Annotated in this window: 21 protein-coding genes; 7 read left to right on the top strand and 14 right to left on the bottom strand. The window is 68.6% G+C overall.

Annotated features, from left to right (window positions below):
* Positions 1-1,894 (top strand): aminodeoxychorismate synthase component I (gene pabB, locus AC3WRR_RS21700; RefSeq protein WP_492298114.1); only part of this gene is annotated, 1,894 nt, incomplete at its 5' end.
* Positions 1,895-1,903: 9 nt separating this feature from the next.
* On the opposite strand, the gene AC3WRR_RS21695 is transcribed toward pabB, so the two are convergent.
* From AC3WRR_RS21695 to AC3WRR_RS21655, 9 genes are all read right to left on the bottom strand, one after another.
* Positions 1,904-2,602 (bottom strand): ATP-binding cassette domain-containing protein, encoded by a 699-nt coding sequence (locus AC3WRR_RS21695; protein WP_010815031.1) that lies wholly within the window; start codon positions 2,600-2,602, stop codon positions 1,904-1,906.
* Positions 2,599-3,297: an ABC transporter permease gene (locus AC3WRR_RS21690; RefSeq protein WP_010815030.1), complete on the bottom strand. Its 699-nt coding sequence runs from the start codon at positions 3,295-3,297 to the stop codon at positions 2,599-2,601. Before AC3WRR_RS21690 ends, AC3WRR_RS21695 begins: the two co-directional genes overlap by 4 nt.
* A 4-nt stretch (positions 3,298-3,301) precedes the next feature.
* Entirely contained in the window at positions 3,302-4,123 is an 822-nt protein-coding gene (gene panB / locus AC3WRR_RS21685) for a 3-methyl-2-oxobutanoate hydroxymethyltransferase (protein ID WP_492298112.1), read from the bottom strand.
* 99 nt (positions 4,124-4,222) lie between these two features.
* A complete protein-coding gene (locus tag AC3WRR_RS21680) occupies positions 4,223-4,864 on the bottom strand; it encodes a deoxynucleoside kinase (RefSeq protein WP_010815028.1) in 642 nt (213 codons plus the stop codon).
* Positions 4,865-4,920: 56 nt separating this feature from the next.
* On the bottom strand, positions 4,921-5,460 hold the full coding sequence (gene folK / locus AC3WRR_RS21675; RefSeq protein ID WP_010815027.1) for a 2-amino-4-hydroxy-6-hydroxymethyldihydropteridine diphosphokinase: 540 nt from the start codon (positions 5,458-5,460) through the stop codon (positions 4,921-4,923).
* Complete coding sequence (gene pcnB, locus AC3WRR_RS21670; protein ID WP_010815026.1) at positions 5,461-7,002, bottom strand: polynucleotide adenylyltransferase PcnB; 1,542 nt, start codon at positions 7,000-7,002, stop codon at positions 5,461-5,463. It abuts the gene before it with no gap.
* A 1-nt stretch (position 7,003) separates the two neighbouring features.
* Positions 7,004-7,678 carry a histidinol-phosphatase gene (locus AC3WRR_RS21665; RefSeq protein ID WP_058697802.1) on the bottom strand — a complete coding sequence of 225 codons (675 nt, stop codon included), beginning with the start codon at positions 7,676-7,678 and terminating at the stop codon, positions 7,004-7,006.
* 92 nt (positions 7,679-7,770) lie between these two features.
* Positions 7,771-8,478 (bottom strand): DnaA regulatory inactivator Hda, encoded by a 708-nt coding sequence (gene hda / locus AC3WRR_RS21660; RefSeq protein ID WP_058697801.1) that lies wholly within the window; start codon positions 8,476-8,478, stop codon positions 7,771-7,773.
* Between the two features lie 44 nt (positions 8,479-8,522).
* Positions 8,523-9,593 (bottom strand): AI-2E family transporter, encoded by a 1,071-nt coding sequence (locus AC3WRR_RS21655; protein WP_492298109.1) that lies wholly within the window; start codon positions 9,591-9,593, stop codon positions 8,523-8,525.
* Positions 9,594-9,787: 194 nt separating this feature from the next.
* Between AC3WRR_RS21655 and purM the strand changes: the two genes are divergently transcribed.
* The 5 genes from purM to AC3WRR_RS21630 all read left to right on the top strand — a co-directional run bounded on the left by purM (position 9,788) and on the right by AC3WRR_RS21630 (position 16,172).
* Complete coding sequence (purM, locus tag AC3WRR_RS21650; RefSeq protein WP_011615979.1) at positions 9,788-10,840, top strand: phosphoribosylformylglycinamidine cyclo-ligase; 1,053 nt, start codon at positions 9,788-9,790, stop codon at positions 10,838-10,840.
* A gap of 337 nt (positions 10,841-11,177) precedes the next feature.
* Positions 11,178-12,506 carry an MFS transporter gene (locus AC3WRR_RS21645; protein ID WP_010815021.1) on the top strand — a complete coding sequence of 443 codons (1,329 nt, stop codon included), beginning with the start codon at positions 11,178-11,180 and terminating at the stop codon, positions 12,504-12,506.
* Between the two features lie 48 nt (positions 12,507-12,554).
* Positions 12,555-13,991 (top strand): dihydropyrimidinase, encoded by a 1,437-nt coding sequence (gene hydA / locus AC3WRR_RS21640; protein WP_041687507.1) that lies wholly within the window; start codon positions 12,555-12,557, stop codon positions 13,989-13,991.
* A gap of 37 nt (positions 13,992-14,028) precedes the next feature.
* A complete protein-coding gene (locus AC3WRR_RS21635) occupies positions 14,029-15,423 on the top strand; it encodes an amidase (RefSeq protein ID WP_492298107.1) in 1,395 nt (464 codons plus the stop codon).
* Between the two features lie 5 nt (positions 15,424-15,428).
* Complete coding sequence (locus AC3WRR_RS21630) at positions 15,429-16,172, top strand: aspartate/glutamate racemase family protein (protein WP_010815018.1); 744 nt, start codon at positions 15,429-15,431, stop codon at positions 16,170-16,172.
* A gap of 28 nt (positions 16,173-16,200) precedes the next feature.
* Here AC3WRR_RS21630 and AC3WRR_RS21625 read toward each other — a convergent pair whose 3' ends face one another.
* The 4 genes from AC3WRR_RS21625 to mutL form a co-directional block, all read right to left on the bottom strand.
* Positions 16,201-16,938, bottom strand: coding sequence for a GntR family transcriptional regulator (locus AC3WRR_RS21625; protein WP_492298104.1), 738 nt, complete (start codon positions 16,936-16,938; stop codon positions 16,201-16,203).
* A gap of 103 nt (positions 16,939-17,041) precedes the next feature.
* Entirely contained in the window at positions 17,042-17,542 is a 501-nt protein-coding gene (locus AC3WRR_RS21620; protein WP_058697798.1) for a GNAT family N-acetyltransferase, read from the bottom strand.
* Positions 17,543-17,623: 81 nt separating this feature from the next.
* Positions 17,624-18,592, bottom strand: a complete 969-nt coding sequence (gene miaA / locus AC3WRR_RS21615; protein WP_492298102.1) for a tRNA (adenosine(37)-N6)-dimethylallyltransferase MiaA — start codon at positions 18,590-18,592, stop codon at positions 17,624-17,626.
* Between the two features lie 33 nt (positions 18,593-18,625).
* Complete coding sequence (gene mutL / locus AC3WRR_RS21610) at positions 18,626-20,608, bottom strand: DNA mismatch repair endonuclease MutL (protein ID WP_492298100.1); 1,983 nt, start codon at positions 20,606-20,608, stop codon at positions 18,626-18,628.
* A 165-nt stretch (positions 20,609-20,773) separates the two neighbouring features.
* Here mutL and AC3WRR_RS21605 point away from each other — a divergent pair, with 165 nt between their 5' ends.
* Entirely contained in the window at positions 20,774-21,427 is a 654-nt protein-coding gene (locus AC3WRR_RS21605; RefSeq protein ID WP_035821236.1) for a VTT domain-containing protein, read from the top strand.
* Positions 21,428-21,481: 54 nt separating this feature from the next.
* Here the strand turns inward: AC3WRR_RS21605 and AC3WRR_RS21600 are convergent, their stop codons facing one another.
* Entirely contained in the window at positions 21,482-22,330 is an 849-nt protein-coding gene (locus AC3WRR_RS21600) for a SirB1 family protein (RefSeq protein ID WP_492298098.1), read from the bottom strand.
* Between the last annotated feature and the right edge of the window lie 83 nt (positions 22,331-22,413).

The raw sequence follows: 22,413 nt of genomic DNA, 5'->3' as shown, positions 1-22,413 counted from the left end.
GGCCCCTCTCCCGCAAGCGGGCGAGGGGAGCACCCAGCCAGGGGGAGGAGATGTCTTCGTCCTTCTCGACGACGCCACGGCCCCGGCGGCGCAAGCCGCATCACGCCTCTACACCGGCTTCATCCGTGAAGACGTCTTGCCCGCCGGCAGCGACATCGCGCAGCTCGACACCATGCTTGCCGAAGGCTGGCGCCAGGGCTGGCATGCCACCCTGTTTGCCCCCTACGAATTCGGCGGCGCGCTGGTCGATGCCCCGGTGCACACCGGCAACGCGATGCCGTTCCACGACGGCGCGCTGCGCCTGCTGTGGTTCCGCAACCTGCGCCGGCTCGATGCCGCGGCGGTCACGGCGTGGCTGCAGGCGAAAGCCGACCCCAGGCCGGCGGGCCTGATGGACGTGGCCTCCGATACCTCCCGCGAGGCATTCGACGATGCCATCGCCCGCATCCACCAGTGGATCGAAGCCGGCGACACCTACCAGGTCAACTACACCCAGCGCCTGCACTTCGATGCCTTTGGCGACCCGGTGGCGCTGTATGCCGCGCTGCGCGCCGCGCAGCCGGTGCCGTATGGCGTGCTGGCCAGCCTGCCGGATCGTGCCACGGTGCTGTCGCTGTCGCCCGAGCTGTTCGTGCGCCACGACGGCCAGGGCCACCTGCTGACCCGGCCGATGAAGGGCACCGCGCCGCGATCGGGCGATGCCGTGCGCGATGCGCAGGCCGCCGCCGCGCTGGCCGCCGATGCCAAGAACCGCGCCGAGAACGTGATGATCGTCGACCTGCTGCGCAACGACCTGGGGCGCATCGCGCAGCCGGGCAGCGTGGCGGTGCCGGAGCGCTTTGCGGTGCAGCCGTTTGGCGCGGTGCTGCAGATGACCTCTACCGTCACCGCGACGGCGCGGCCCGGCACGCGCTTTGGCGCACTGATGGCGGCGCTGTTCCCGTGCGGCTCCATCACCGGCGCGCCCAAGCGGCGCACCATGCAGATCATTGCCGAACTGGAAGGCACGCCGCGCGGGCTGTACACCGGGGCGATCGGCTGGATCGATGTGCCAACCGACGAAGGTACCGCGGGACCGTTCGCGCTGTCGGTGGCAATCCGCACGCTGGTACTGGCGCCTCTCGCGGATACCGGCCTGCGCGCGGGTGAAATGGGCGTGGGCGGCGGCATCGTCCATGACAGCGTCGCGGCGGAGGAGTTCGATGAATGCGGCTGGAAGGCGCGTTTCCTGACGCGGCACGATCCCGGTTTTACGCTGTTCGAAACCATGCGCGTGCAGGACGGCGAGTGCCTTTACCTGGCGCGGCATCTTGCGCGCATTGGCGCTTCGGCACATACGTTCGGCTTCGCTTTCGATGCCGATGCGGCACGCAACGCGGTGGCCGCTCAGGTAGCGCAGCTGGGCGCGGGGACATGGCGCCTGCGTATGAGCGTGGACAAGCGCGGCGCGCTCGCATTTGCCAGCGGCGCGGTGGCACCGATGCCGGCCGGTCCGGTCAGGATCGATATCGCCCCCGAGCCACTACCCGCCGCCGATCCGCTGCGCCGCCACAAGACCAGCGCGCGCGCAGTGTTCGATGCGGGCTGGCAGGCCGCCGAGCGTGCCGGTGGCTTTGACCTGCTGTTCTTCAACACGCGCGGTGAGCTGCTGGAAGGCGGGCGCAGCTCGGTCTTCGTCCGTATCGATGGCCGCTGGCTGACGCCGCCGCTGTCGGCTGACATCCTGCCCGGCGTGATGCGCGCGGTGGCGCTGGACGAGGGAGGGGCGGCCCTGGGCGCCCCCGGCGAAGTGGTGACGGAAGCGGTGATCACGCGCGCGATGCTCGCGCGCGCCGAGGCCATCGTCCTGGTCAACGCCTTGCGCGGCGCGATGCCGGCGACGCTGAGTCAGTAAGCCTGAAGACTAAGGGTGGTGCGTGTCCAGGACGCCGTCGCCCAGCTTCCAGCGCACCACGCCCGGCAGGTTGATCAGCTCGCGGTCGTGGCAGATCATCACCACGGTGCGGCCTTCGGCGGCCAGGTCGCCGACCAGCCCAATCACCTGTTCGCGCGCATGGCCGTCCAGGCTCGAGGTAGGCTCATCCAGCAGCAGCAACTCCGGCTCCAGCACCTTGGCGCGCGCCAGCGCCACGCGCTGGATCTCGCCGCCTGACAGGTATTCGGGCGCGGTGTCCTGCAGGTGCGACACGCCGGCCCAGCCCAGCGCCTCGCCCACGCGGCGGGCGATCTCGTCGCGCGGCATCCCGCGTGCGTGCAGGCCGTAGGCGATGTTCTCGCGCACCGAGGTGCGGAACAGGTACGGATGCTGGTGCAGGTAGGCAATGCGCTGGCGCAACGCCGGCGGCAGCGGGGAGAGGGGGGCGTCGTGCGCCTGGCCGTGCGCGTCGGTCCACTGCGCGCTGGCGCCGGGTGCCGGCTCCAGCCCGGCCAGCATGCGTAGCAGCGTGGTCTTGCCGGCGCCGTTCATGCCGGTCAGCACGATCGCGGTGGCGCGCGGGATCACCAGCCTGTCGATGGCAAAGAGCTTGCGCAGGCCGATGGTGCGCGCCAGCCCTCGCACGGTCAGCAGCGGGCTGTGGTCATGGGCAACTGAGGGGGTCATCGGCGGAAGCCTCCGGCACCCTGCAGCCAGGCCATGCCGATATTGACCAGCAGCGCCAGCGCCACCAGCACGATGCCCAGCGCAATGCCCTGGGCGAACTCGCCCTTGCTGGTTTCCAGCGCAATGGCCGTGGTGATGGTGCGGGTCGAGCCTTCGATATTGCCGCCGATCATCAGGGCCGAGCCGACTTCGGCAATCACGCGCCCGAAGCCGGCGACCACTGCCGCCATCAGCCCGAAGCGCAGTTCGCGGATCACGGTCAGGAAGGTGCGCCAGCGGCCTGCGCCCAGCACCCAGGCGGTCTCGCGCAGGCGCACGTCGGCGCCCTGCAGGGTCGACAGCGCAAACGCCAGCACCACCGGGAAGCCGATCACCGCCTGCCCCAGCACCATGCCCGCCGGCGTGAACAGCAGGTGCAGGCTGCCCAGCGGGCCCTGGCGCGTCAGCAGCAGGTAGAGGACCAGCCCGACCAGCACGGTCGGGAACGACAGGAAAGCCTGCGCCACCACCACCACCGCACGCCGGCCCGGGAACTGCCGGGTGGCGATCAGCCAGGCCGCGGCGATCGCCGGCACCGTGGCCAGCGCCAGTCCCAGCACCGCCACCATCAGCGAGGTCCAGACGATGAACCACAGGCCAGCGTCGCCGCTGGCCAGCAGGCGGAAGGCGTCGGCGGTGGCGGTGCCGATCTCCACCGGCTCAGGCGGAGAAGGTGTGCTCGGCGGCGGGGAAGCTGCCGTCCTTGACGGCGGCCACGTAGGCGCGCACGGCTGCCTCGATCGAGGTCTGGCCGTCCATGAAGTTGCGCACGAACTTGGCCTTGCGGCCCGGGTAGACATTGAGCATGTCCTGCAGCACCAGCACCTGGCCTGAGCAGTCCGCGCCCGCGCCGATGCCGATGGTGGGGACCGTCAGCGATTGCGTGATCTCGCCGGCCAGCGCCGCGGGCACCGCCTCCATCAGCACCACCTGCGCGCCGGCGGCCTGCAGCGCCAGCGCGTCGCGCTTGAGCTGGGCCGCGCCGGCGTTGGTCTTGCCCTGCACCTTGAAGCCGCCCAGCGCGTGCACCGACTGCGGCGTCAGGCCGATATGCGCGCATACCGGGATGCTGCGCTCGACCAGGAACTTGACGATGGGCGCCAGCCAGTCGCCGCCTTCGAGCTTGACCATCTGCGCGCCGGCCTTCATCAGCGTGACCGCGCTGGCAAACGCGGCCTCAGGCGTGGGATAGGTGCCGAACGGCAGGTCCGTCAGCAGCAGCGAGGTCTGGTTGCCGCGCGCCGCGCATTCGGTGTGGTAGGCCATCTGTTCCAGCGTGACCGGCAGCGTGGTCTGCTGGCCCTGCATCACATTGCCCAGCGAATCGCCGACCAGGATCATTTCCACGCCGCAGTAGTCGAGCAGCGCGGCGAAGCTGGAGTCGTACGCGGTCAGCATGGCGATTTTCTCGCTGGCGTCACGCATCGCCTGCAGTTTGGGAATCGTGATGGTCTTGCGGGAGGGATCGAGGAGGTAGCTCATGGCAGTGCCCATATAGGACGGCTTTGCCGGTGCCGGGAGGGCCGCCCGCACGGCAACGACAGCCGTCGTTATTGTGTTGGGTCTGGCAGGCGTGGCCTGTCAGGGCGCAGCGAGATTGAGAAAGGCCTTGCGGCCGCGCATGTTTTCGATGCGCGACAGTAGTGTACGGAAATCGTCATCATTGTCCACCGGATTGAAGTGGGCGGTGTCGACCACCATCACCGGGGCGTCGTCGTACCGGTGGAACAATTCGCCGTAGGCGCCGGCCAGGCGCTGCAGGTAGTGTTCGTCGATGCCGGCCTCGCCGGGCTCGCCGCGGCGCACGATGCGCTCGCGCAGGAGCGACGGGGTGGCCTGCAGCACGATCACCAGGTCGGCGCGCTGCGGCGGCAGGTCAAGGCGTGCGGCGATGGCGTCGTAGAGCGCCAGTTCGTCGTCGGACAGCGTCAGCGCCGCGTGCAGCCGGTCCTTGGCCATCAGGAAATTGGTGACCATGCGCTGTCCGGCCAGCACCCCCGCCTGCCATTGCTGCAGTTGCACCGCGCGCTGGGTCAGGCACCACAGCTGCAGCGCCAGCGCATGGCGCGCGGGATCGCGGTAGAAGGGTTCGAGGAAGGGGCTGCGGCGTGCGCTGTCGGGCAGCTCCTGGGCCTGCAGCGTGCGCGCCAGGCGCTGGGCCAGCGAGGTCTTGCCGGATCCGACGGGGCCTTCGACGACGATGCGGCGCAGGTGATCGAGCATGGCGCTCCGGGCTTCAGTGGGGTGGAAGGCTGCGCCGCGGGCGCAGCCGGGCGGGGTCAGCCAGGGCTGCCGCCATCGCCGGTCTCGCCAGCGGCGGCCTGCATGCGCAGGCACTTGCAGGTGGACACCTTCTCGATACGCTGCGCGCCCACGCCGGCCAGGTAGTCGGCGGCGCGTCCGCGCCCGGGGATGGCCAGCGCGGCGTCCAGCTCCAGCAGCGGCACCAGCGTGAAGGCGCGCTCGGTCAGGCGCGGATGCGGCACCGTCAGGTGCTCGTGGTCGTGCTGCTCGTCGCCGAACAGCAGCAGGTCCAGGTCCAGCGTGCGCGGCGCGTTGCGGAACGGCCGCTCGCGGCCGAACTGGTCTTCGATGTGGTGGCAGATGCGCAGGAGCTGCGCCGCGGTGAACGAGGTCTGCACCTTGACCACCGCGTTGTAGTAGTCGTCGCCGCCGGCATCGACCGGGGCGGTGCGGTAGAGCGATGAGCGCGCCAGCACCGTGATGCCGACCTGCTGGGCCAGACACACGATGGCGTCCTTGATGGCCTGGCGGGCATCGCCAAGATTGGCCCCGATGCCGATGAAGGCAAGCGTCATTTAGGTTTCCTCCGGCTGGCCGGGGCCGGCATGTGCTGCCTCGCCCGCGTCCGTGTCGCTCCGGGAAGACACTTTATCCGATTTCCGCGGACCGCGCCGGCGGCGCTTCTTGCGTGCCGGGCCTTCGCCCTCGGCGCCCTGGCCACCCTGACTGCCATGACCGCCTTGACCACCAGGGCCGCGCGCGCTGCGTACCGCGTCGATCAGGTCCTCGCGCTCGCCCGGGTCGGCGTCCTGGAAGTCCTGCCACCAGGCGGCCAGTTCCTCGGGCAGCTCGCCCGACTGGCAGCGCAGGTGCAGGAAGTCGAAGCCGGCACGGAAGCGCGGCGACTCCAGCAGCCGGAACGGCATGCGGCCCACGCGCTTTTCAAAGCGCGGCTGCATGCCCCAGATATCGCGCATGTCGGTGACAAAGCGGCGCTGGATCGCCAGCTGGCCGGTCTGCTTTTCCAGCACCATGTCCATGGCGGTGTTCAGCGCGGCGATGGCGTGCTCGCCCTCCTCGCGCAGCCTGGTCCAGCGCTGCAGCACGTGGTGCCACAGCAGCGCGGCGAACAGGAAGCCCGGCGAGACCGGCTTGCCGGCCTGCACGCGGCGGTCGGTGTTGTCCAGCGCCAGCTGCACGAAGCGCTGGCCCATGGGCTGCTCCAGCGCCACGTCCAGCAGCGGCAGCAGGCCCTGGTGCAGGCCGGCCTTGCGCAGCTCCTGCAGCGAGGCCCAGGCGTGGCCGGACATCAGCAGCTTGAGCATCTCGTCGAACAGGCGCGCGCTGGGCACGTTGTGGATCAGCGACGCCAGGCCGGCGATCGGGTGGCGCGTGGCCTCGTCGATGTCGAAGCCGGTCTTGGCGGCGAAGCGCACCACGCGCAGCATCCGGATCGGGTCTTCGCGGTAGCGCGTGACCGGGTCGCCGATCATGCGCAGCGTGCGCGCGCGGATGTCTTCCATGCCGTGATGGTAGTCATGCACGGTCTGCGCGGCCGGGTCGTAGTACATCGCGTTGATGGTGAAGTCGCGGCGTTCCGCGTCTTCGGCCTGCGAGCCCCACACGTTGTCGCGCAGCACCCGGCCCGAGGCATCGATCGCATGGGTCTTGCTGTCGAGCTCGGCGCGCTTGAGGCGGCGGCCTTCGGGCAGCGTTTCGCTGGCGATGGCGTCGACCAGCGCGCGGAAGGTCGAGACCTCGATGATTTCCTGCTCGCGCCCGCCGTAGAAGGTCACGTGCACGATCTGGAAGCGCCTGCCGATGATGCGCGAGCGCCGGAACAGCGCCTGCACCTGGTCGGGCGTGGCGTTGGTCGCGACGTCAAAATCCTTGGGCTTGATGCCGAGCAGCAGGTCGCGCACCGCGCCGCCCACGATGTAGGCCTGGTAGCCGGCCTGCTGCAGCGTGGAGGTGACCTTGACGGCATTGCGCGACAGCAGCGCGGGGTCGATCTGGTGTTCGTCGGCGCCGACGATGCGCGGCGTATGGGCGCGGCCGGTGCGGCGCAGCTTGGGGCTGGGTTTGCCCAGCAGCCGGGTAATGAGCTTCTTGATCACGTCAGAACAGATCCATGATGCGCCAGCCGGCCGCGGCGGCGTGGTGGCGCAGGCGATCGTCCGGGTTGGTGGCGATCGGCTCGGAGACTTTTTCCAGCAAGGGCAGGTCGTTGGCCGAGTCGCTGTAGAAGGTGGTCGTTTCGAAGTGGTCCCACTGCGCGCCCTGGCTCCTGAGCCAGGATTCGACGCGGGTGATCTTGCCTTCGCGGAAGCTGGGCACGCCGTGGACCTCGCCGGTGAACTGGCTTTCCGGCTTGCCGTCGATGGTGGCGGGCTCGGTGGCGATCAGGTGCTTGATGCCGAAGGCCGCGGCGATCGGCGCGGTGACAAAGCTGTTGGTGGCGGTCACCACGGCGCACAGGTCGCCGGCTTCCAGGTGCTTGTAGACCAGCGCGCGCGCCTGCGGCGTGATCACCGGGTCGATCACCTCGTGCATGAAGCGCACCCGCATGGCATCGAGCCGGTCGCGCGGGTTGGCCGCCAGCGGCGCCAGCGCAAAGCGCAGGAAGGCCTGGATATCGAGGGTGCCGGCTTTGTAGTGGCCGTAGAACTCGTCGTTCTTCTGCCGGTAGGTTTCCTCGTCGACGACGCCCAGGCGGACCAGGAAGCGGCCCCATTCATGGTCGCTGTCGGTCGGGATCAGGGTGTGGTCGAGGTCAAAGAGTGCCAGATTCATGGGCGGCGATTTTACCTTAAGGCGAGAGGTCGGGCGGGCAGGCAGGCAGGCGCCGGGGCCGCATTGGGTGCGGTATGGGCGCCGATCCGGCGCTAATCCCGGAATTCAGCAAACATTTCACGCAGCAGCGGCAGCGTCACCGGCCGCTTGCGTTCCAGCGAGTAGGTGTCGAGCGCGTCCAGCAGCGCCATCAGGCTTGGCATGTCGCGGTAATGCCGCGTCACCAGCCAGTGCGTGATCTCCGGCGACAGCTGCAGGCCGCGCTCGCGTGCCGCATGCAGCACAACGGCCTTCTTGTCGTCGTCCGACAGCGGCGCGACCTGGTACACCAGGCCCCAGCCCAGGCGCGTGCGCAGGTCTTCGCGCACCGGCATCGCGCGCGGGGCCAGGCCGCCGGCCACCACCAGCGCGGTGCGCACGTGGGCGCGCACCTCGTTGTAGAGCGAAAACACCGCGATCTGGCGCGCTTCATCCAGCAGCTCGACGTCATCGACGGTGTAGAGCTGGCACCACGGGTCGAACAGGAAGTCCGACAGCGGGTGGTGTGGGCTCAGGTAGCGGCTGCGGATGCCGTGCTGCGGCCCGGCCTCACATAGCGCGTGCAGCAGGTGGGTACGGCCGCAGCCGACCTCGCCCCACAGGTAGACCAGCCGGTCGCTGGCGTGCTCCTGGGCGAGCGCGGCGGGCAGTTCGCGCAGGCGCTGCACCGCTTCGCGGTTGGATGCCACCACGAAATTCTCGAAGGTCGAAGGCGGCGGGCTGCCCAGCTCGAGCGACAGTTGCTTGGGACGCGGGGACATGACGTATGGCTAACTTGCGGGTGTGGGCAGCAGTGGGGCAGCCGTTATTTTCGGTACAGGTCGCTGGCCAGGTAAACCCGCCGCACCTGCCGCGCACCGACCAGCAGCACGGCACAGGTCGGCAGCGCCAGCAGCACGCCGAAGAAGCCGAACAGCTGGCCGAAGGCGAGCAGCGCGAAGATCACCACCAGCGGGTGCAGGCCGATGCGTTCGCCCACCAGGCGCGGGGTCAGGTAAAAGCTCTCGATAAACTGGCCGAAGCCGTAGACCACCGCCACCGCGGCCAGCCCGTACCAGTTGCCGAACTGCAGCAGCGCGGCCAGGATCGCCATGACCAGCCCGACACCAAAGCCAATATACGGGATAAACACCGCCAGTCCCGTGAAGACCCCGACCGGCACGCCGATATCGAAGCCGGCGATGGTCAGACCGATCGAGTAGATCGCCGCCAGGATCACCATCACCAGGATCTGGCCGCGCAGGTATTGCGACAGCAGCGCGTCGGTCTCGTTGGTCAGTTCGCGCACCTTGGGCACCCAGCGGCGCGGCACCACGCCCTCAATGCGGCGCATCACCATGTGCCAGTCCATCATCAGGTAGAACATGACGATGGGCACGATAAAGACGATGCCGGCCACCGTGATCAGCGCCGAGCCCGACATCTTGACGTAGTTCAGCAACACCACCAGCAGGTCTTCCGGGCTGGCCGAGAAGCGGTCCGACAGCATGTTGCGCAGGCCCGGGAAGTCAAAGCGGATGCGCACGCCGAACTCCGCCAGCCGGGGCGAGACCACGGAGTTGAGCTTCTTCAGCAGGATCGGCAACTGTTCGCGGATCTGCGGGATCTCGCGTTGCAGCACCGCGATTGCCAGCAGTACCAGCATCACGCAGATCACCGTCAGCAGCAGGATCATCAGCGTCACGCCGATTGCGCGCGGCACCCGGCGGCGCTGCAGCCAGTCCACGCCCGGGTTCAGGACATAGGCGAAGATGAACGCGAACAGGAACGGCGTCAGCACCGGCGCCAGCGCGATGATGGCGGCGAACAGCGCGACGGCCACGACGACCCAGAGCAGGATACGCTTGGCCTCTTGGTTCAACAGCGGGGCATTCATCAATAGTTGGGAAGGACGGGCGACTGCGCCGTTTGCGGCGGAATCTCGCCGGAAACTGGAAGCGGGGGGCCTCTATCCGTTAAAATTGCAATTCTACTGGACTCGCGCCCGCGTTCCGATGCCAAGCAACGGAAGCCGCGGTGGCCCGAGCGCCGGATTCCTCACTTTATTTCCTCCAGGACAAGCAGGTTCCCATGAGCGCATCCCCGACCGCCGGCCAGGCAGGCCTTTCCTACCGCGACGCCGGTGTTGATATTGATGCCGGCGACGCACTGGTCGACCGCATCAAGCCGTTTGCCAAGCGCACCATGCGCGAAGGTGTGATGGCGGGCATCGGCGGGTTCGGTGCGCTGTTCGAACTGTCGAAGAAGTTCCAGGAGCCGGTGCTGGTGTCGGGCACCGACGGCGTGGGCACCAAGCTCAAGCTTGCGTTCCAGCTCAACCGCCATGACACCGTCGGCCAGGACCTGGTCGCCATGAGCGTCAACGACATCCTGGTGCAGGGTGCCGAGCCGTTGTTCTTCCTCGACTACTTTGCCTGCGGCAAGCTGGACGTGGACACCGCCGCCACCGTGATCCAGGGCATCGCCCGCGGTTGCGAACTGGCCGGCTGCGCCCTGATCGGCGGCGAAACCGCCGAAATGCCCAGCATGTACCCGGACGGCGAATACGACCTGGCCGGCTTTGCCGTCGGTGCGGTCGAAAAGAAGAAGATCATCGACGGCAGCACCATCACCCCGGGCGACGTGGTGCTGGGCCTGGCTTCGTCGGGCGCGCACTCCAACGGTTACTCGCTGGTGCGCAAGATCATCGAAGTGGCCAGGCCGGACCTGAACGCCGACTTCCACGGCCAGCGCCTGCAGGACGCGATCATGGCGCCGACGCGCATCTACGTGAAGCCGCTGCTGTCGCTGATCGAAACCCTGCCGGTCAAGGGCATGGCCCATATCACCGGCGGCGGCCTGACCGAGAATGTGCCGCGCGTGCTGGCGCAGGACGTCACCGCCGTGCTCAAGCGCGATGCCTGGACGCTGCCGCCGCTGTTCCAGTGGCTGCAGGCGCAGGGCCGCGTGGCCGACGACGAAATGCACCGCGTGTTCAACTGCGGCATCGGCATGGTCGTGATCGTGGCCAAGGAAGACGCTGAACGCGCCATCCGCCACCTGCAAGCGGCCGGCGAGGCCGTGTGGCAGATCGGTGAGATCCGCGAACGCGCCGAGGGCGAGGCGCAGACCATCGTGGTCTGACGACACCGAAGCCTTCCGGCAAGAACGGCGCATGCCTTAGGGCATGCGCTTTTTTTTTTCGTCCTGCGTACGGCTCATAAGGGTTTACCCAAAGGCTCACACCCGCTTTGTGCCCTGCGCTGGCCGAGTCCCGTTTTCGTGCATCGCACCAAAATCCAGCATGCATCTGCACCAAGTCTGATAAACAATATTTTGCTTGATTGTATGGCGGTTTATCGCCTAATGTACTGAGCAAAGACGCAGCACACGTATGCCGCGTCCGGAGACAACGCCTCCGCGCGATGCCGGCAACCACCGGCGGCGCTGGGGGCAGGCCAGGACCATTGGAGGATCCACCATGCAAGCAGTCAGCATCGACGCAGCGGCAAAAGGCGCGTCGGCCCAGAAGCAGTCCGTCGCGCGCGTCGCGGGGGCCAGCCTCGCCGGCACCACGCTCGAGTTCTACGACCACTTCATCTACGGATCGGCCGCCGCGCTGGTCTTCCCCAAGCTGTTCTTCCCGCAGAGCGACCCGCTGACCGCGACGCTGCTGTCCTTTGCCAGCTACGGCGTTGCCTTCGTGGCGCGGCCGCTGGGCGCGGCGATCTTCGGCCACTTCGGCGACAAGATGGGGCGCAAGTCCATCCTGATCATTACGCTGCTGATGATGGGCCTGGCCACCTTCGGTATCGGCCTGCTGCCGACCTATGCCGCCGCGGGCGCGCTGGCGCCGGTGCTGCTGGTGCTGCTGCGCGTGGTGCAGGGCCTGGCGCTGGGCGGCGAATGGGGCGGGGCGGCGATCATGGTCAACGAGCTCGACCCTGAAGGGAAAAGGCGCGGCATCCTCGGCAGCCTGGTGCAGCTCGCCGCGCCGATCGGCCTGCTGCTTGCCAACGGCGTATTCGCGCTGGTGACCTGGCAGGTCTCGGAAGAAGCCTTCCTGAGCTGGGGCTGGCGCGTGCCGTTCCTGCTGTCGGCGCTGCTGGTGGGCGTTGGGCTCTACATCCGCTCCAACGTGCGTGAATCCGGCATGTTCGAGAAGCTGGAGGAATCCCACGCCGAAGCGCGCGCGCCGATCATGGAAGTGCTGCGCAACTACAAGAAGCAGCTGCTGATCGCCTTCGGCGCGCGGCTGGGCGGCGATATCGCCTTCTACGTGTTCACGCTGTTCCTGCTGTACTTCGTGCCGACCAAGCTGGGCCTGCCCAAGAGCATCGCGCTCAATGCCGTGCTGCTGGGTGCGGTGGCGCAGATCCTGTTCATCCCGGTGGCCGGTTACCTGGCCGACCGCATCGGGCGTCGCCCGGTGCTGATGATCGGCGGCATCGGCGGTGCGGTGTGGGCCTTTGTCTTCTTCACGCTGGTCAAGACCGGCAGCCCGGCTTTGATCATGCTGGCCTCGTTCGTCGGCATGGTGCTGGTGTCGTTCATGTTCTCGCCGCTGGCGTCGTTCCTGCCGGAGCTGTTCGCCACCCGGGTGCGCGTGACCGGTGCCTCGCTCGGCTTCCAGTTCGCCGGTGTGTTCGGCGGCGCGCTGGCCCCGCTGATCGCGGTGGGCCTGCTCGACCGCTTCGGCAGCACCGCGCCCGTTGCGCTGTACCTGGCGGCGGTGTGCGCGCTGATCGCAATCGCCGCGGCGGCCGCGCGGGAAACCAATCGCATGCACCTGTCCGACGCGGACCGCTGAATGCGGACCACGGTGAGCGGCAGTAACAATCTTCTCGTGAGCAGTATCGTGAAACAGTTCGACCTGATCATCCGCAACGGCACCGTCGTGACCGCCAGCGACACCATGCAGTGCGATATCGGCATCGCCGGCGGGCGCATCGTACAGCTCGGCCACGACCTGGGCGAGGCCGCGCAGACCATCGACGCCAGCGGCAAGCTGGTCTTGCCGGGCGGCGTCGATGCGCACTGCCACCTGGACCAGCCGATGCCGGACGGCCTCAGGATGGCTGACGACTTCGGCACCGGCTCGGTGTCGGCGGCCTGCGGCGGAACCACTACCGTGATCCCGTTCGCCGCGCAGGAGAAGGGCCATTCGCTGCGCGCCGCGGTGAACGACTACCATCAGCGCGCCGATGGCAAGGCTGTGGTCGACTACGCCTTCCACCTGATCGTGGCCGATCCTACCGAGGCGGTGCTGCAGGACGAACTGCCGGGGCTGATCCGCGAGGGCTATTCGTCGTTCAAGGTCTACATGACCTACGACGACCTCAAGCTGAACGACCGCGAGATCCTTGAGGTGCTGTCGGTGGCGCGCCAGGAGGGCGCGCTGGTGATGGTGCACGCCGAGAATTCGGACTGCATCGCCTGGCTGACCGAGAAGCTGGAAGCGGCGGGCAACACCGCGCCGAAGTTTCACGCGCTGGCCCGGCCGATGGCGATCGAGCGCGAGGCCACGCACCGCGCCATCACGTTCTCGGAGCTGGTCGACGTGCCGATCCTGATCGTCCATGTATCGGGCAAGGAAGCGGTGGAGCAGATCCGCTGGGCGCGCAACCGCGGTATGAAGATCTTTGCCGAGACCTGCCCGCAGTACCTGTTCCTGACTGCCGAAGACCTCGACCAGCCCGGCTACCACGGCGCCAAGTGCGTGTGCAGCCCGCCGCCGCGCGACCGCAGCAACCAGGAAGTGATCTGGGACGGCCTGGCCGACGGCCTCTTCACCATTTTCTCGTCCGACCATGCACCGTTCCGCTACGAAGACGCGCAGGGCAAGAAGCCTGGCGGCAAGGAAGTCCCGTTCCAGTACATCCCCAACGGCATCCCCGGCCTGGAAACGCGGCTGCCGCTGCTGTTCTCGGCTGGCGTGGTGGGCGGCCGCATCTCGGTCAACCAGTTCGTCGCGCTGACCTCGACCAACCCCGCCAAGCTCTACGGCCTGCATCCGCGCAAGGGCACCATTGCCATCGGCGCCGATGCCGACCTGGCGATCTGGGATCCGCAGCGTGAAGTGACGATCCGCAACGCCGACCTGCATCATGCTGTCGACTACACCCCGTATGAAGGCCTGCGCGTGACCGGCTGGCCGGTGACCACGCTGGTGCGCGGCAAGGTGGTGGCGCATGAGGGCGAGGTGCTGGCCGAGGCCGGCCACGGCCAGTTCCTGCCGTGCGGCCTGCCGGAGATGGCCAGGCCGCGCTATCGCACCTCGGGCGGCAGCCTGTGACGGCAGCCTTGCCAATGCTTTGACTGAAACGACTGACATGGAACTGACCAACCGCCTGGACGCCACCACTATCGCGGCCCGCGTCGCGGGGGGCCGCCTCGATCCCGCCGAGGTGGTCGCCGCCTTCCAGGCTCGCATCGCGGCGCGCAATGACCAGCTCAACGCCGTGTTCGAGCAGCGCCAGGAGCTGGTCGATGCCGACCTGGCGCAGCTGCGCGCGCGCCTGGCGCAGGGCGAGCGCCCGCTGCTGGCGGGCGTGCCGGTGATCGTCAAGGACGTGATCTGGAGCCAGGGCCGCCGCGTCACGCAGGGTTCGCAGCTGTATCGCGACTTCATTGCGCCCGCCGACGCGATCGCGGTCGAGCGCCTGCGCCAGGCCGGCGCGATCGTGCTCGGCATGGGCAATACCTCGGAGTTCGCCTGCAAGGGCCTGACCACCAACAAGGTCTACGGGCTGACGCGCCATCCGCTCGATGCCACGCTGACCGCGGGCGGCTCGTCTGGCGGCTGCGCGGTGGCGGTGGCGGCCGGCATGGCGCCGCTGGCGCTGGGCACCGACGGCGGCGGTTCCAGCCGGCGCCCGCCCGCGCATGCCGGCGTGGTCGGCTTCAAGCCTTCCTACGGCGCGATTCCCGATTCGGTCGGCTTTCCCCATGCCTTCAACGGCATCCAGGTGATTGCGCCGATCACGCGCACGGTGGCCGATGCCGAGCTGATGTTCGAGGCGTTGGCCGGCGCCGATCCGCGCGATCCCGATACGCTGGGCTTCTCGCTTGGCGCCGCGCGCCCGCTGCATACGCTGAAGATCGCGGTCAGCCCGCGCCTGGGCCTGGACACGCCGGTCGACGACGATGTCGCGCAGGCCTTCGAGCAGGCCGTGGCCCGGCTGCAGGCCGCGGGCCTGACCATCGAGCGTGCCGACCCGGCCTGGCCGAAGGGCGCCGACGAGGCCGCGCTGATGCCGCTGCAGCATGTCGGCCTGGCCAATCTCTACGGCGAGGCCTGGCGCCGCGACCCGGAGCTGTTCGATCCCGACGTGGCGCGCCAGATCGAGCGCGGGCTGGCCTGGAGCGGCGCCGACGTGGCGCGCGCGCGCGAAGCCAGCCACCAGATCGCGCTGGCCGTGGCCGGGTTCTTTACCCGCTATGACCTGCTGCTGTGCCCGACCACCCCGTGCGTGGCGTGGCGCAACGACCGGCTCGGGCCGGAGCGGATCGGCGGCGTGGCGGTGGAGCCGCGCGCCCATGCGGTGTTCACGCCCTTCTTCAATCATGCGCTGGCGCCGGCCATTTCGGTGCCCTGCGGCCATGGCCGCGACGGGCTGCCGGCGGGCCTGCAGATCGCCGGCCCGCGCGGTGCCGACCGCAACGTGCTGGCCGCGGCCAGGCTGGCCGAAAGCGTGCTGGCGCCGCTGCTCAACCCTGCCGGATAACCGTCATGCGAATCCTTGTCCTGAATCCCAATACCAGCGAAGGCATCACCGCGCGGCTGATGGCGGCGGCCACCGAGGCCGCGGCCCCCGGCACCGAGCTGGTGCCGCTGACCGCCAGCCGCGGCGTGCCCTATATCGCCACGCGCGCCGAGGCGCAGATCGGCGGCGCCATCGCGCTGGAGATGCTGGCCGAGCACCATGGCCAGTTCGACGCGGCCATCATCGCGGCCTTCGGCGACCCCGGCCTGATGGGCGCGCGCGAACTGTTCGACCTGCCGGTGGTGGGCATGGCCGAGGCGGCGATGCTGTCGGCCTGCATGCTGGGCCGGCGCTTTGCCATCGTGACCTTTGCGCGGGCGCTGGGGCCCTGGTATGAGGAGTGCGTGGACATGCATGGCCTGCGCAGCCGGCTGGCCGGCATCCGCATGCTGGACGGCAGCTTTGCCTCGGTGTCGGACGTCCAGGAAGAGAAGGAAGCCGTGCTGGTGGAACTGGCCAACCGCGCCGTGGCGGAGGATGAAGCCGATGTGGTGATCCTGGCCGGCGCGCCGCTGGCCGGCCTGGCCGCGCGCGTGCGCGACCGCATTCCGGTGCCGGTGGTCGACCAGATGGCCGCCGCCGTCAAGCAGGCCGAGGCGCTGGTCGCGCTGCAGCCGCGCAAGGCCACCGCGGGCACGTTCCGCCGCCCGGATGCCAAGCCCACGCTGGGTTTGCCCGCGGCGCTGGCAGCGCGCATCGAGCACCGCTAAGCCACTTCGCCGCCGATGACGCCGCGGCTCAGACCGCGGCGAACACCGCTTCGAGATCGACCTTTTCCTCGGCCGGCGCCTGCAGCCGCAGCGTGCTCTCGACATGGCCGAGGTGCTCGGACATCAGCCGCGCGGCGTGCTCGCCGTCGCCGGCTTCCAGTGCATCGACGATGTCGTCGTGTTCATGGTGCGGGCAGGACGGCACGCCCGGTGCGTCATAGAGCGCGATGATCAGGCAGGTCAGCGAGCACAGCTCGCGCATGTACTTGCCCAGGTACTGGTTGCCGGTCATTTCCGCCAGCTTGCAGTGGAACTCGCCCGACAGCCGGATGATGGCGCGGCGGTCGTTGCTGTCGCGCGCCTGCGCTTCCTGGCGCGTGGTTTCGCGCAGCGCGCGCACCCCCGGCGCGCCAATGGCGCCGGCCAGGTCGCGCACCAGCGCGGGTTCCAGCAGGTGGCGTGAATGCAGCACCTGGCGCGCTTCGGCCACGCTCGGGCTGGAGACGAAGGTGCCGCGGTTGGGATGGACCGTCAGCACGCCTTCATGCGCCAGCTTGGCAAAGGCCAGCCGTACCTTGGTGCGGCTCACGCCGAACACGCCGCCCAGCTTTTCCTCGACCAGCTTGGTACCCGGCGGCAGCCGGTGCTCCCAGATCGCGGTCAGGATGCGGTCGGCGATTGCCTCGACCGACGCGCCGCGCGCGCTGTCCGTGTCGGTCTCATTGATACCGTCGGTGGCGGGCAGGTCGGCTTTGGTTTGTGGCATGGCGGTTGGCGTTGGCGGCCCGGAAAAAAAGACAGTCGGTGTCGCTATTGTATGGCGGCCTGCTATCAAGTGTATAACAGCGGCGTCGGACCGGTTGCCGTTCTTACCTCGCGCCGAGCTTGTCCAGCGCCTCGCCGGTCACGCGGCAGATGCGCCAGTCGGGCAGCACGTCCGCACCCATGGCCTGGTAGAAGTCGATCGACGGCTGGTTCCAGTCCAGCACCGACCATTCGAAGCGGCCACAGCCGCGCTCGACCGCCAGCGCCGCGAGGTGCTTGAGCAGCGCCTTGCCCAGGCCGTGGCCGCGCCAGGCCGGATCGACATAGAGGTCTTCCAGGTACAGGCCGGGCCTGGCCAGGAAGGTTGAGAAATTGTGGAAGAAGAGGGCAAAGCCGACGGCTTGCCGGCCGCCATCGGTGTCGACTTCGACCAGCACCGCTTCGGCATGCGGCGTGGCGCCGAACAGTGCATCCTGGATCTTCTGCGGCGTGGCTTCGACAATATGCGTCAGCTTTTCGTATTCGGCCAGCGCCAGGATCAGGTTGAACAGCGTCTCGCTGTCGGCGGCGGTGGCGGGGCGGAGCGTGAAGGCGGGCTTGGACATGCTGGGTCGGCTCTCCGGAAAACAGGAATTCGGAATTATCGCCTGTGCGTCACTTGCCATGCCAGCTTGCATGCAACCGGGTCAGTGCCCGAAGTCCGCCAGCTTGCGCACCTGGTCGACATACCCGGGCGCCAGGCAATCCACCACCAGCCGCTCGGGCGTGCTGCGCAGCCAGGTCAGCTGGCGCTTGCACAGCTGGCGCGTGGCGGCGATGCCGCGCTCGCGCATGGTGGCAAAGTCTGCGTCGCCGTCCAGGTACTCCCATACCTGCCGGTAGCCGACGCAGCGGATCGACGGCAAGCCCGGATGCAGGTCGCCGCGCCGGCGCAGCCGCTCGACTTCCTCGATAAAGCCGTTGGCCAGCATCGCGTCATAACGCTGAGCGATGCGCGCGTGCAGCGCCAGGCGGTCCGATGGCTCCAGCGCAATCACGCGGAAGCGCTGGTCCGCCGCGCCGGCAAAGGTGCGCCCCTCGGCCTGGCGCGCCAGCAGTGCCGACATCGGCTGGCCGGACAGGCGGTGGATCTCCAGCGCGCGCTGGATGCGCTGCGCGTCATTGGGCGCGAGCCGCGCCGCGGTGACCGGGTCGACCTCGGCCAGCATCGCATGCAGCGCCGGCCAGCCGCGCTCGGCGGCAAGCTGGTCCAGCTCCGCGCGCAGCGCGGCATCGGCCTGGGGCAGGTCATTGAGCCCCTGCGTCAGTGCCTTGTAGTAGAGCATGGTGCCGCCGACGATCAGCGGCACATGGCCGCGCGCGCGGATCTGTGCGATCAGCCGTTCGGCATCGGTGACGAACTGCGCCGCGGAGTAGCTGTCGGCCGGGTCGATGATGTCGATCAGGTGGTGCGGCGCGGCTGCAAGTTCTTCGCGCGTGGGCTTGGCGGTGCCGATATCCATCTCGCGGTACACCAGCGCCGAATCCAGGCTGATGATCTCCACCGGCGCGTCGGCCGCCAGCGCCAGCGCGGACGCGGTCTTGCCCGAGGCGGTGGGGCCGAGCAGGCAGACCACGGGCGGATGCGTGGCGGAATCGTGGGGTACGGCGGACATCGAAAGCCTTGGATGAATCGTGGGGCGAGCGGCTTATTGCCCGCGCAGGAACAGCCGGTCCAGCTCGGTCACGGTCAGTTGCACCCAGGTCGGGCGGCCGTGGTTGCACTGGTCGGCGCGCTCGGTCTGCTCCATCTGGCGCAAGAGCGCATTCATTTCCTCGAGCGTGAGCTTGCGGTTGGCGCGCACCGCGCTGTGGCAGGCGAGGGTGGCCAGCAGTTCGTTGCGGCGCTCGGCCAGCACGCGCGAGCCGCCGTAGGCATGCAGGTCGCGCAACACATCGCGCGCCAGCGCTTCGGCATCGGCCTGCTGCAGCAGCGCCGGCACCGCTCGCACCGCGAGAGTGGTGGGCGACACCGGGGCGATATCGAAGCCCAGCAGCGTCAGTGTCTCCTGGTGTTCTTCGGCCACGCCGATCTCGACCGGGCTGCCGGGCAGCGTGACCGGGATCAGCAGCGGCTGCACCGCGAGGTCGCGCGCGTCCAGGCCGGCCTTGATCTGCTCATACAGGATGCGTTCGTGCGCGGCATGCATATCCACCAGCACCAGCCCGCGCGCGTTCTGCGCCAGCACATAGATGCCATGCAGCTGGGCGATGGCGTAGCCGAGCGGGTGGTCGTCGGGGGCGTCGGCAGGATCGGCAAAGCCGGCGCGCGCGGCCGGCGGCAGGCGGTCCAGCAGGCCGGGCGGGTCGTCGGCGCGTGCCGCCTGCGCGTCGGCCAGCCAGGCCGGCGCTTGCGCCGGGGTGCCGGGCATGGCGCCATACGGCCGCGCCGCCGGTGCGGCGGCATCGCGCACCATGCCCAGGTAGGCCTGGCGTGGCTGGGCGATGCCGAGTTCGGTCTGGCGTGCCGCGGAATAATTGATCCACTGGCCGCCGCCACCACTGCCGCCGCCATAGCCCGGCCGTGCGCCGCCCGCCGGTGTCGCGCCGCCAGACGGCAGGGTGATCTCGCCGTCGGCATCGGTATGCAGGCTGTCGCCGTTCCCGCCGGCCTGCCGCGCCAGGCAACGCTGCACCGCGTGGTAGACGAACTGGTGCACGGCGCGCGATTCACGGAAGCGCACTTCGATCTTCGACGGGTGCACGTTGACGTCGACCATCTCCGGCGGCAGGTCCAGGCACAGCACATAGGACGGGAAGCGGTCGCCGTGCAGCACGTCCTGGTAGGCGCTGCGCACCGCGTGATTGAGCAGCTTGTCGCGCACGAAGCGGCCGTTGACAAAGAAGTACTGCTGGTCCGGCCGCCCGCGCGAGGCGGTGGGCAGCCCGGCAAAGCCATACAGGTGCAGCGTGTCGGCCTCTTCGTCCAGTGGCAGGCGGGCGCGGGCAAAGTCATTGCCCAGCACCTGCGCGGTACGGGTGGCGACGTCGCCGGCATTCCAGTGCTCCAGCGGCTTGCCGTTGTGGTGGACCGAGATGGTCACGTCGGGCCGCGCCAGCGCCGTGCGCCGTACCATCTCCAGGCAGTGCCCCAGCTCGGTTTGCTCCGATTTGAGGAACTTTCGGCGCGCTGGCGTGTTGAAGTAGAGGTGCTGCACGTCGACGGTGGTGCCGACCCCGCCCGAGGCAGGCTGCACCGTGCCGGTATCGGCGCTGACCTGGGTGGCATGGGCATCGGCCGCGGTGCGGCTGGTCAGGGCCAGCTGGGACACCGAGGCGATCGAGGCCAGGGCCTCGCCGCGGAAGCCCAGCGTCAGCACTGATTCCAGTTCGTCGAGCGACGCAATCTTGCTGGTGGCGTGGCGCATCAGCGCGACCGGCAACTCTGCCGCAGGGATGCCGCAGCCGTTGTCCGTGATGACGATGCGCCGCACGCCGCCTTCTTCCAGCCGGATGCCGAGCTGCGTGGCGCCGGCGTCGAGCGCGTTTTCCAGCAACTCCTTGACCACCGAGGCCGGTCGTTCCACCACTTCGCCGGCGGCGATCTGGCTGATGAGCTGGTCCGGCAGCGGCCGGATCGGGCGCGGCTGCTGGGTGGTGCGCAGGGCGGTGCTGGAGGCGGAGGCAGGCATCCGGCGATTATACGTGGACGCCCGCACGGAGTCGGACGCGCAAAGGCGCCGCAGGTGACGGATTGGCGCGGCGGCTCTTGTATGATTCAGGCCAAGGCGGCCCAGGCCGCATCGGACAGAACGCAGTCAACCAAACCATCAACGGGGAACGACTTGGATCTCGCTTTGCAGCTCATCGACATGCTGGTGCATGTCGACAAATACCTCGGCACGGTCATCGACCAGTACGGCCACTGGGTCTATGCCATCCTGTTCCTGATCGTCTTTGCCGAAACCGGTCTGGTGGTCCTGCCGTTCCTGCCGGGCGACTCGCTGCTGTTTATCGCGGGCGCCTTCTGCGCAACCGGCGCCATGAACGAGTGGGCACTGATCGGCCTGCTGCTGGTGGCGGCGATTTCCGGCAATACCGTCAACTACCTGGTGGGCAGCTGGATCGGGCCCAAGGTGTTCGACCATCAGTGGCGCTTCCTGGACCAGGATGCGCTGCGCCGCACCCATGACTTCTATGAGCGGCACGGCGGCAAGACGCTGGTGATGGCGCGCTTCGTGCCGATCGTGCGCACCTTCGCCCCGTTCGTGGCGGGCGTGTCGCAGATGACCTTTGCGCGCTTCCAGATGTTCAACGTGGTCGGCGCCGTGGCCTGGGTGGTCGGCCTGGTCTTTGCCGGCTACTTCTTCGGCAACCTGCCGTTCATCCGCCAGTACCTGAACCTGATCGTGCTGGCCGGCATTGGCGCGGCCGTGGTGCCGCTGGTTCTGGGCGGGCTGTGGAAGCTGGTGCGCGGCAACCGCCGCCGGCCCACGCGCGTGGAGCGCTGAGCAAGTGAGGGGCCGCGCAGCCTTCGCGCCCTTTTTTCACTATGAAGCGGGTTCTTAGTTGAGGCTGCGGCTCATCATCCGCAGCGCCGGCATGCGCTCGCGGATCTGGCCGATATCGGCCGCATCGGGCCGGGCGAGCACATAGGCTTCCAGGTCGGCCAGCGCGGGGCGGAAGCACTCCAGGTTGGCGTACGCCAGCCCCCGGTCGCGCACTTCCTCGATCGAACCCGGCAGCAGGATCACCAGCCGGTTCTGCACCGCCAGCAGCCTCTGCCAGCGCGACTCCTGCAGGTAGATCGCCTTCAGGTTGCGCAGCATGCGTGCGACGATCTCGCGGTGGCTGGCCGCGCGCAGGAACAGGCCCAGCGGCACCTGGCTGGCATCGCTGATGCCTTCGCGCTCCAGGTACGGGTCCAGCATTTCCCGCAGCCGTTCCTTCGACAGGGTCTCGCCGGTGAGCGGGTCCAGGATCACCTCGCCGGCAGGAATCGTCATGCGCAGCAGGAAATGGTTGGGGAACGACACGCCCTTGAGCGGCAGGCCGATCTGCTGGCCCAGCTCCATGAACAGCACCGCAAGCGAGATCGGGATGCCGCGCCGCTGGCGCAGCACCACGTTCAGGTAGGAGTTGTCGGGGTCGTAGTAGTCGTTCGCGTTCGGGCCGAAACCCAGGTCGCGATAGAAGAAATGGTTCAGCAGGCGCAGCCGCTGGATCGCGGGGGTGCCTTCGGCGATCCGGCGCTTCAGGCGCAGCGCCAGCACGTCCAGCGCCGCAAGCTCGGACTGCAGGTCCAGGTCGGGGTAGGCGTCCTGCGCGATGGACAGCGCGGTTTCGGTCAGCGGGATGCCGTTTTCGTCAGCCACGAGGCTGGCGAAATAATCCAGGACTTTGGTGGATGTCATGTCGGTTTCCCGGTGCAGCCGCCGGCACCGCGCGCAGCGTGGGTCACCATTGCCGGCTCGTTAGGTGGCCCATGCGTTGGCAG

The sequence above is a fragment of the Cupriavidus sp. FW305-3-2-15-C-LB2 genome (genome assembly GCF_058787575.1).
Note: the sequence above shows the minus strand (reverse complement) of the source record. Positions and strands in the feature narration are given on the sequence as shown.

Bases quoted from the DNA above. Each gene is read 5' to 3' on its own strand.
- purM (WP_011615979.1), top strand. From the start codon at position 9,788: ATGAGCGCATCCCCGACCGCCGGCCAGGCAGGCCTTTCCTACCGCGAC.
- AC3WRR_RS21620 (WP_058697798.1), bottom strand. From the start codon at position 17,542: ATGTCCAAGCCCGCCTTCACGCTCCGCCCCGCCACCGCCGCCGACAGC.
- miaA (WP_492298102.1), bottom strand. From the start codon at position 18,592: ATGTCCGCCGTACCCCACGATTCCGCCACGCATCCGCCCGTGGTCTGC.
- AC3WRR_RS21680 (WP_010815028.1), bottom strand. From the start codon at position 4,864: ATGCTCGATCACCTGCGCCGCATCGTCGTCGAAGGCCCCGTCGGATCC.
- AC3WRR_RS21635 (WP_492298107.1), top strand. From the start codon at position 14,029: ATGGAACTGACCAACCGCCTGGACGCCACCACTATCGCGGCCCGCGTC.
- hda (WP_058697801.1), bottom strand. From the start codon at position 8,478: ATGTCCCCGCGTCCCAAGCAACTGTCGCTCGAGCTGGGCAGCCCGCCG.
- panB (WP_492298112.1), bottom strand. From the start codon at position 4,123: ATGAGCTACCTCCTCGATCCCTCCCGCAAGACCATCACGATTCCCAAA.
- AC3WRR_RS21665 (WP_058697802.1), bottom strand. From the start codon at position 7,678: ATGAATCTGGCACTCTTTGACCTCGACCACACCCTGATCCCGACCGAC.
- AC3WRR_RS21645 (WP_010815021.1), top strand. From the start codon at position 11,178: ATGCAAGCAGTCAGCATCGACGCAGCGGCAAAAGGCGCGTCGGCCCAG.
- AC3WRR_RS21630 (WP_010815018.1), top strand. From the start codon at position 15,429: ATGCGAATCCTTGTCCTGAATCCCAATACCAGCGAAGGCATCACCGCG.
- AC3WRR_RS21625 (WP_492298104.1), bottom strand. From the start codon at position 16,938: ATGCCACAAACCAAAGCCGACCTGCCCGCCACCGACGGTATCAATGAG.
- AC3WRR_RS21695 (WP_010815031.1), bottom strand. From the start codon at position 2,602: ATGACCCCCTCAGTTGCCCATGACCACAGCCCGCTGCTGACCGTGCGA.
- folK (WP_010815027.1), bottom strand. From the start codon at position 5,460: ATGACGCTTGCCTTCATCGGCATCGGGGCCAATCTTGGCGATGCCCGC.
- AC3WRR_RS21600 (WP_492298098.1), bottom strand. From the start codon at position 22,330: ATGACATCCACCAAAGTCCTGGATTATTTCGCCAGCCTCGTGGCTGAC.
- AC3WRR_RS21655 (WP_492298109.1), bottom strand. From the start codon at position 9,593: ATGAATGCCCCGCTGTTGAACCAAGAGGCCAAGCGTATCCTGCTCTGG.
- mutL (WP_492298100.1), bottom strand. From the start codon at position 20,608: ATGCCTGCCTCCGCCTCCAGCACCGCCCTGCGCACCACCCAGCAGCCG.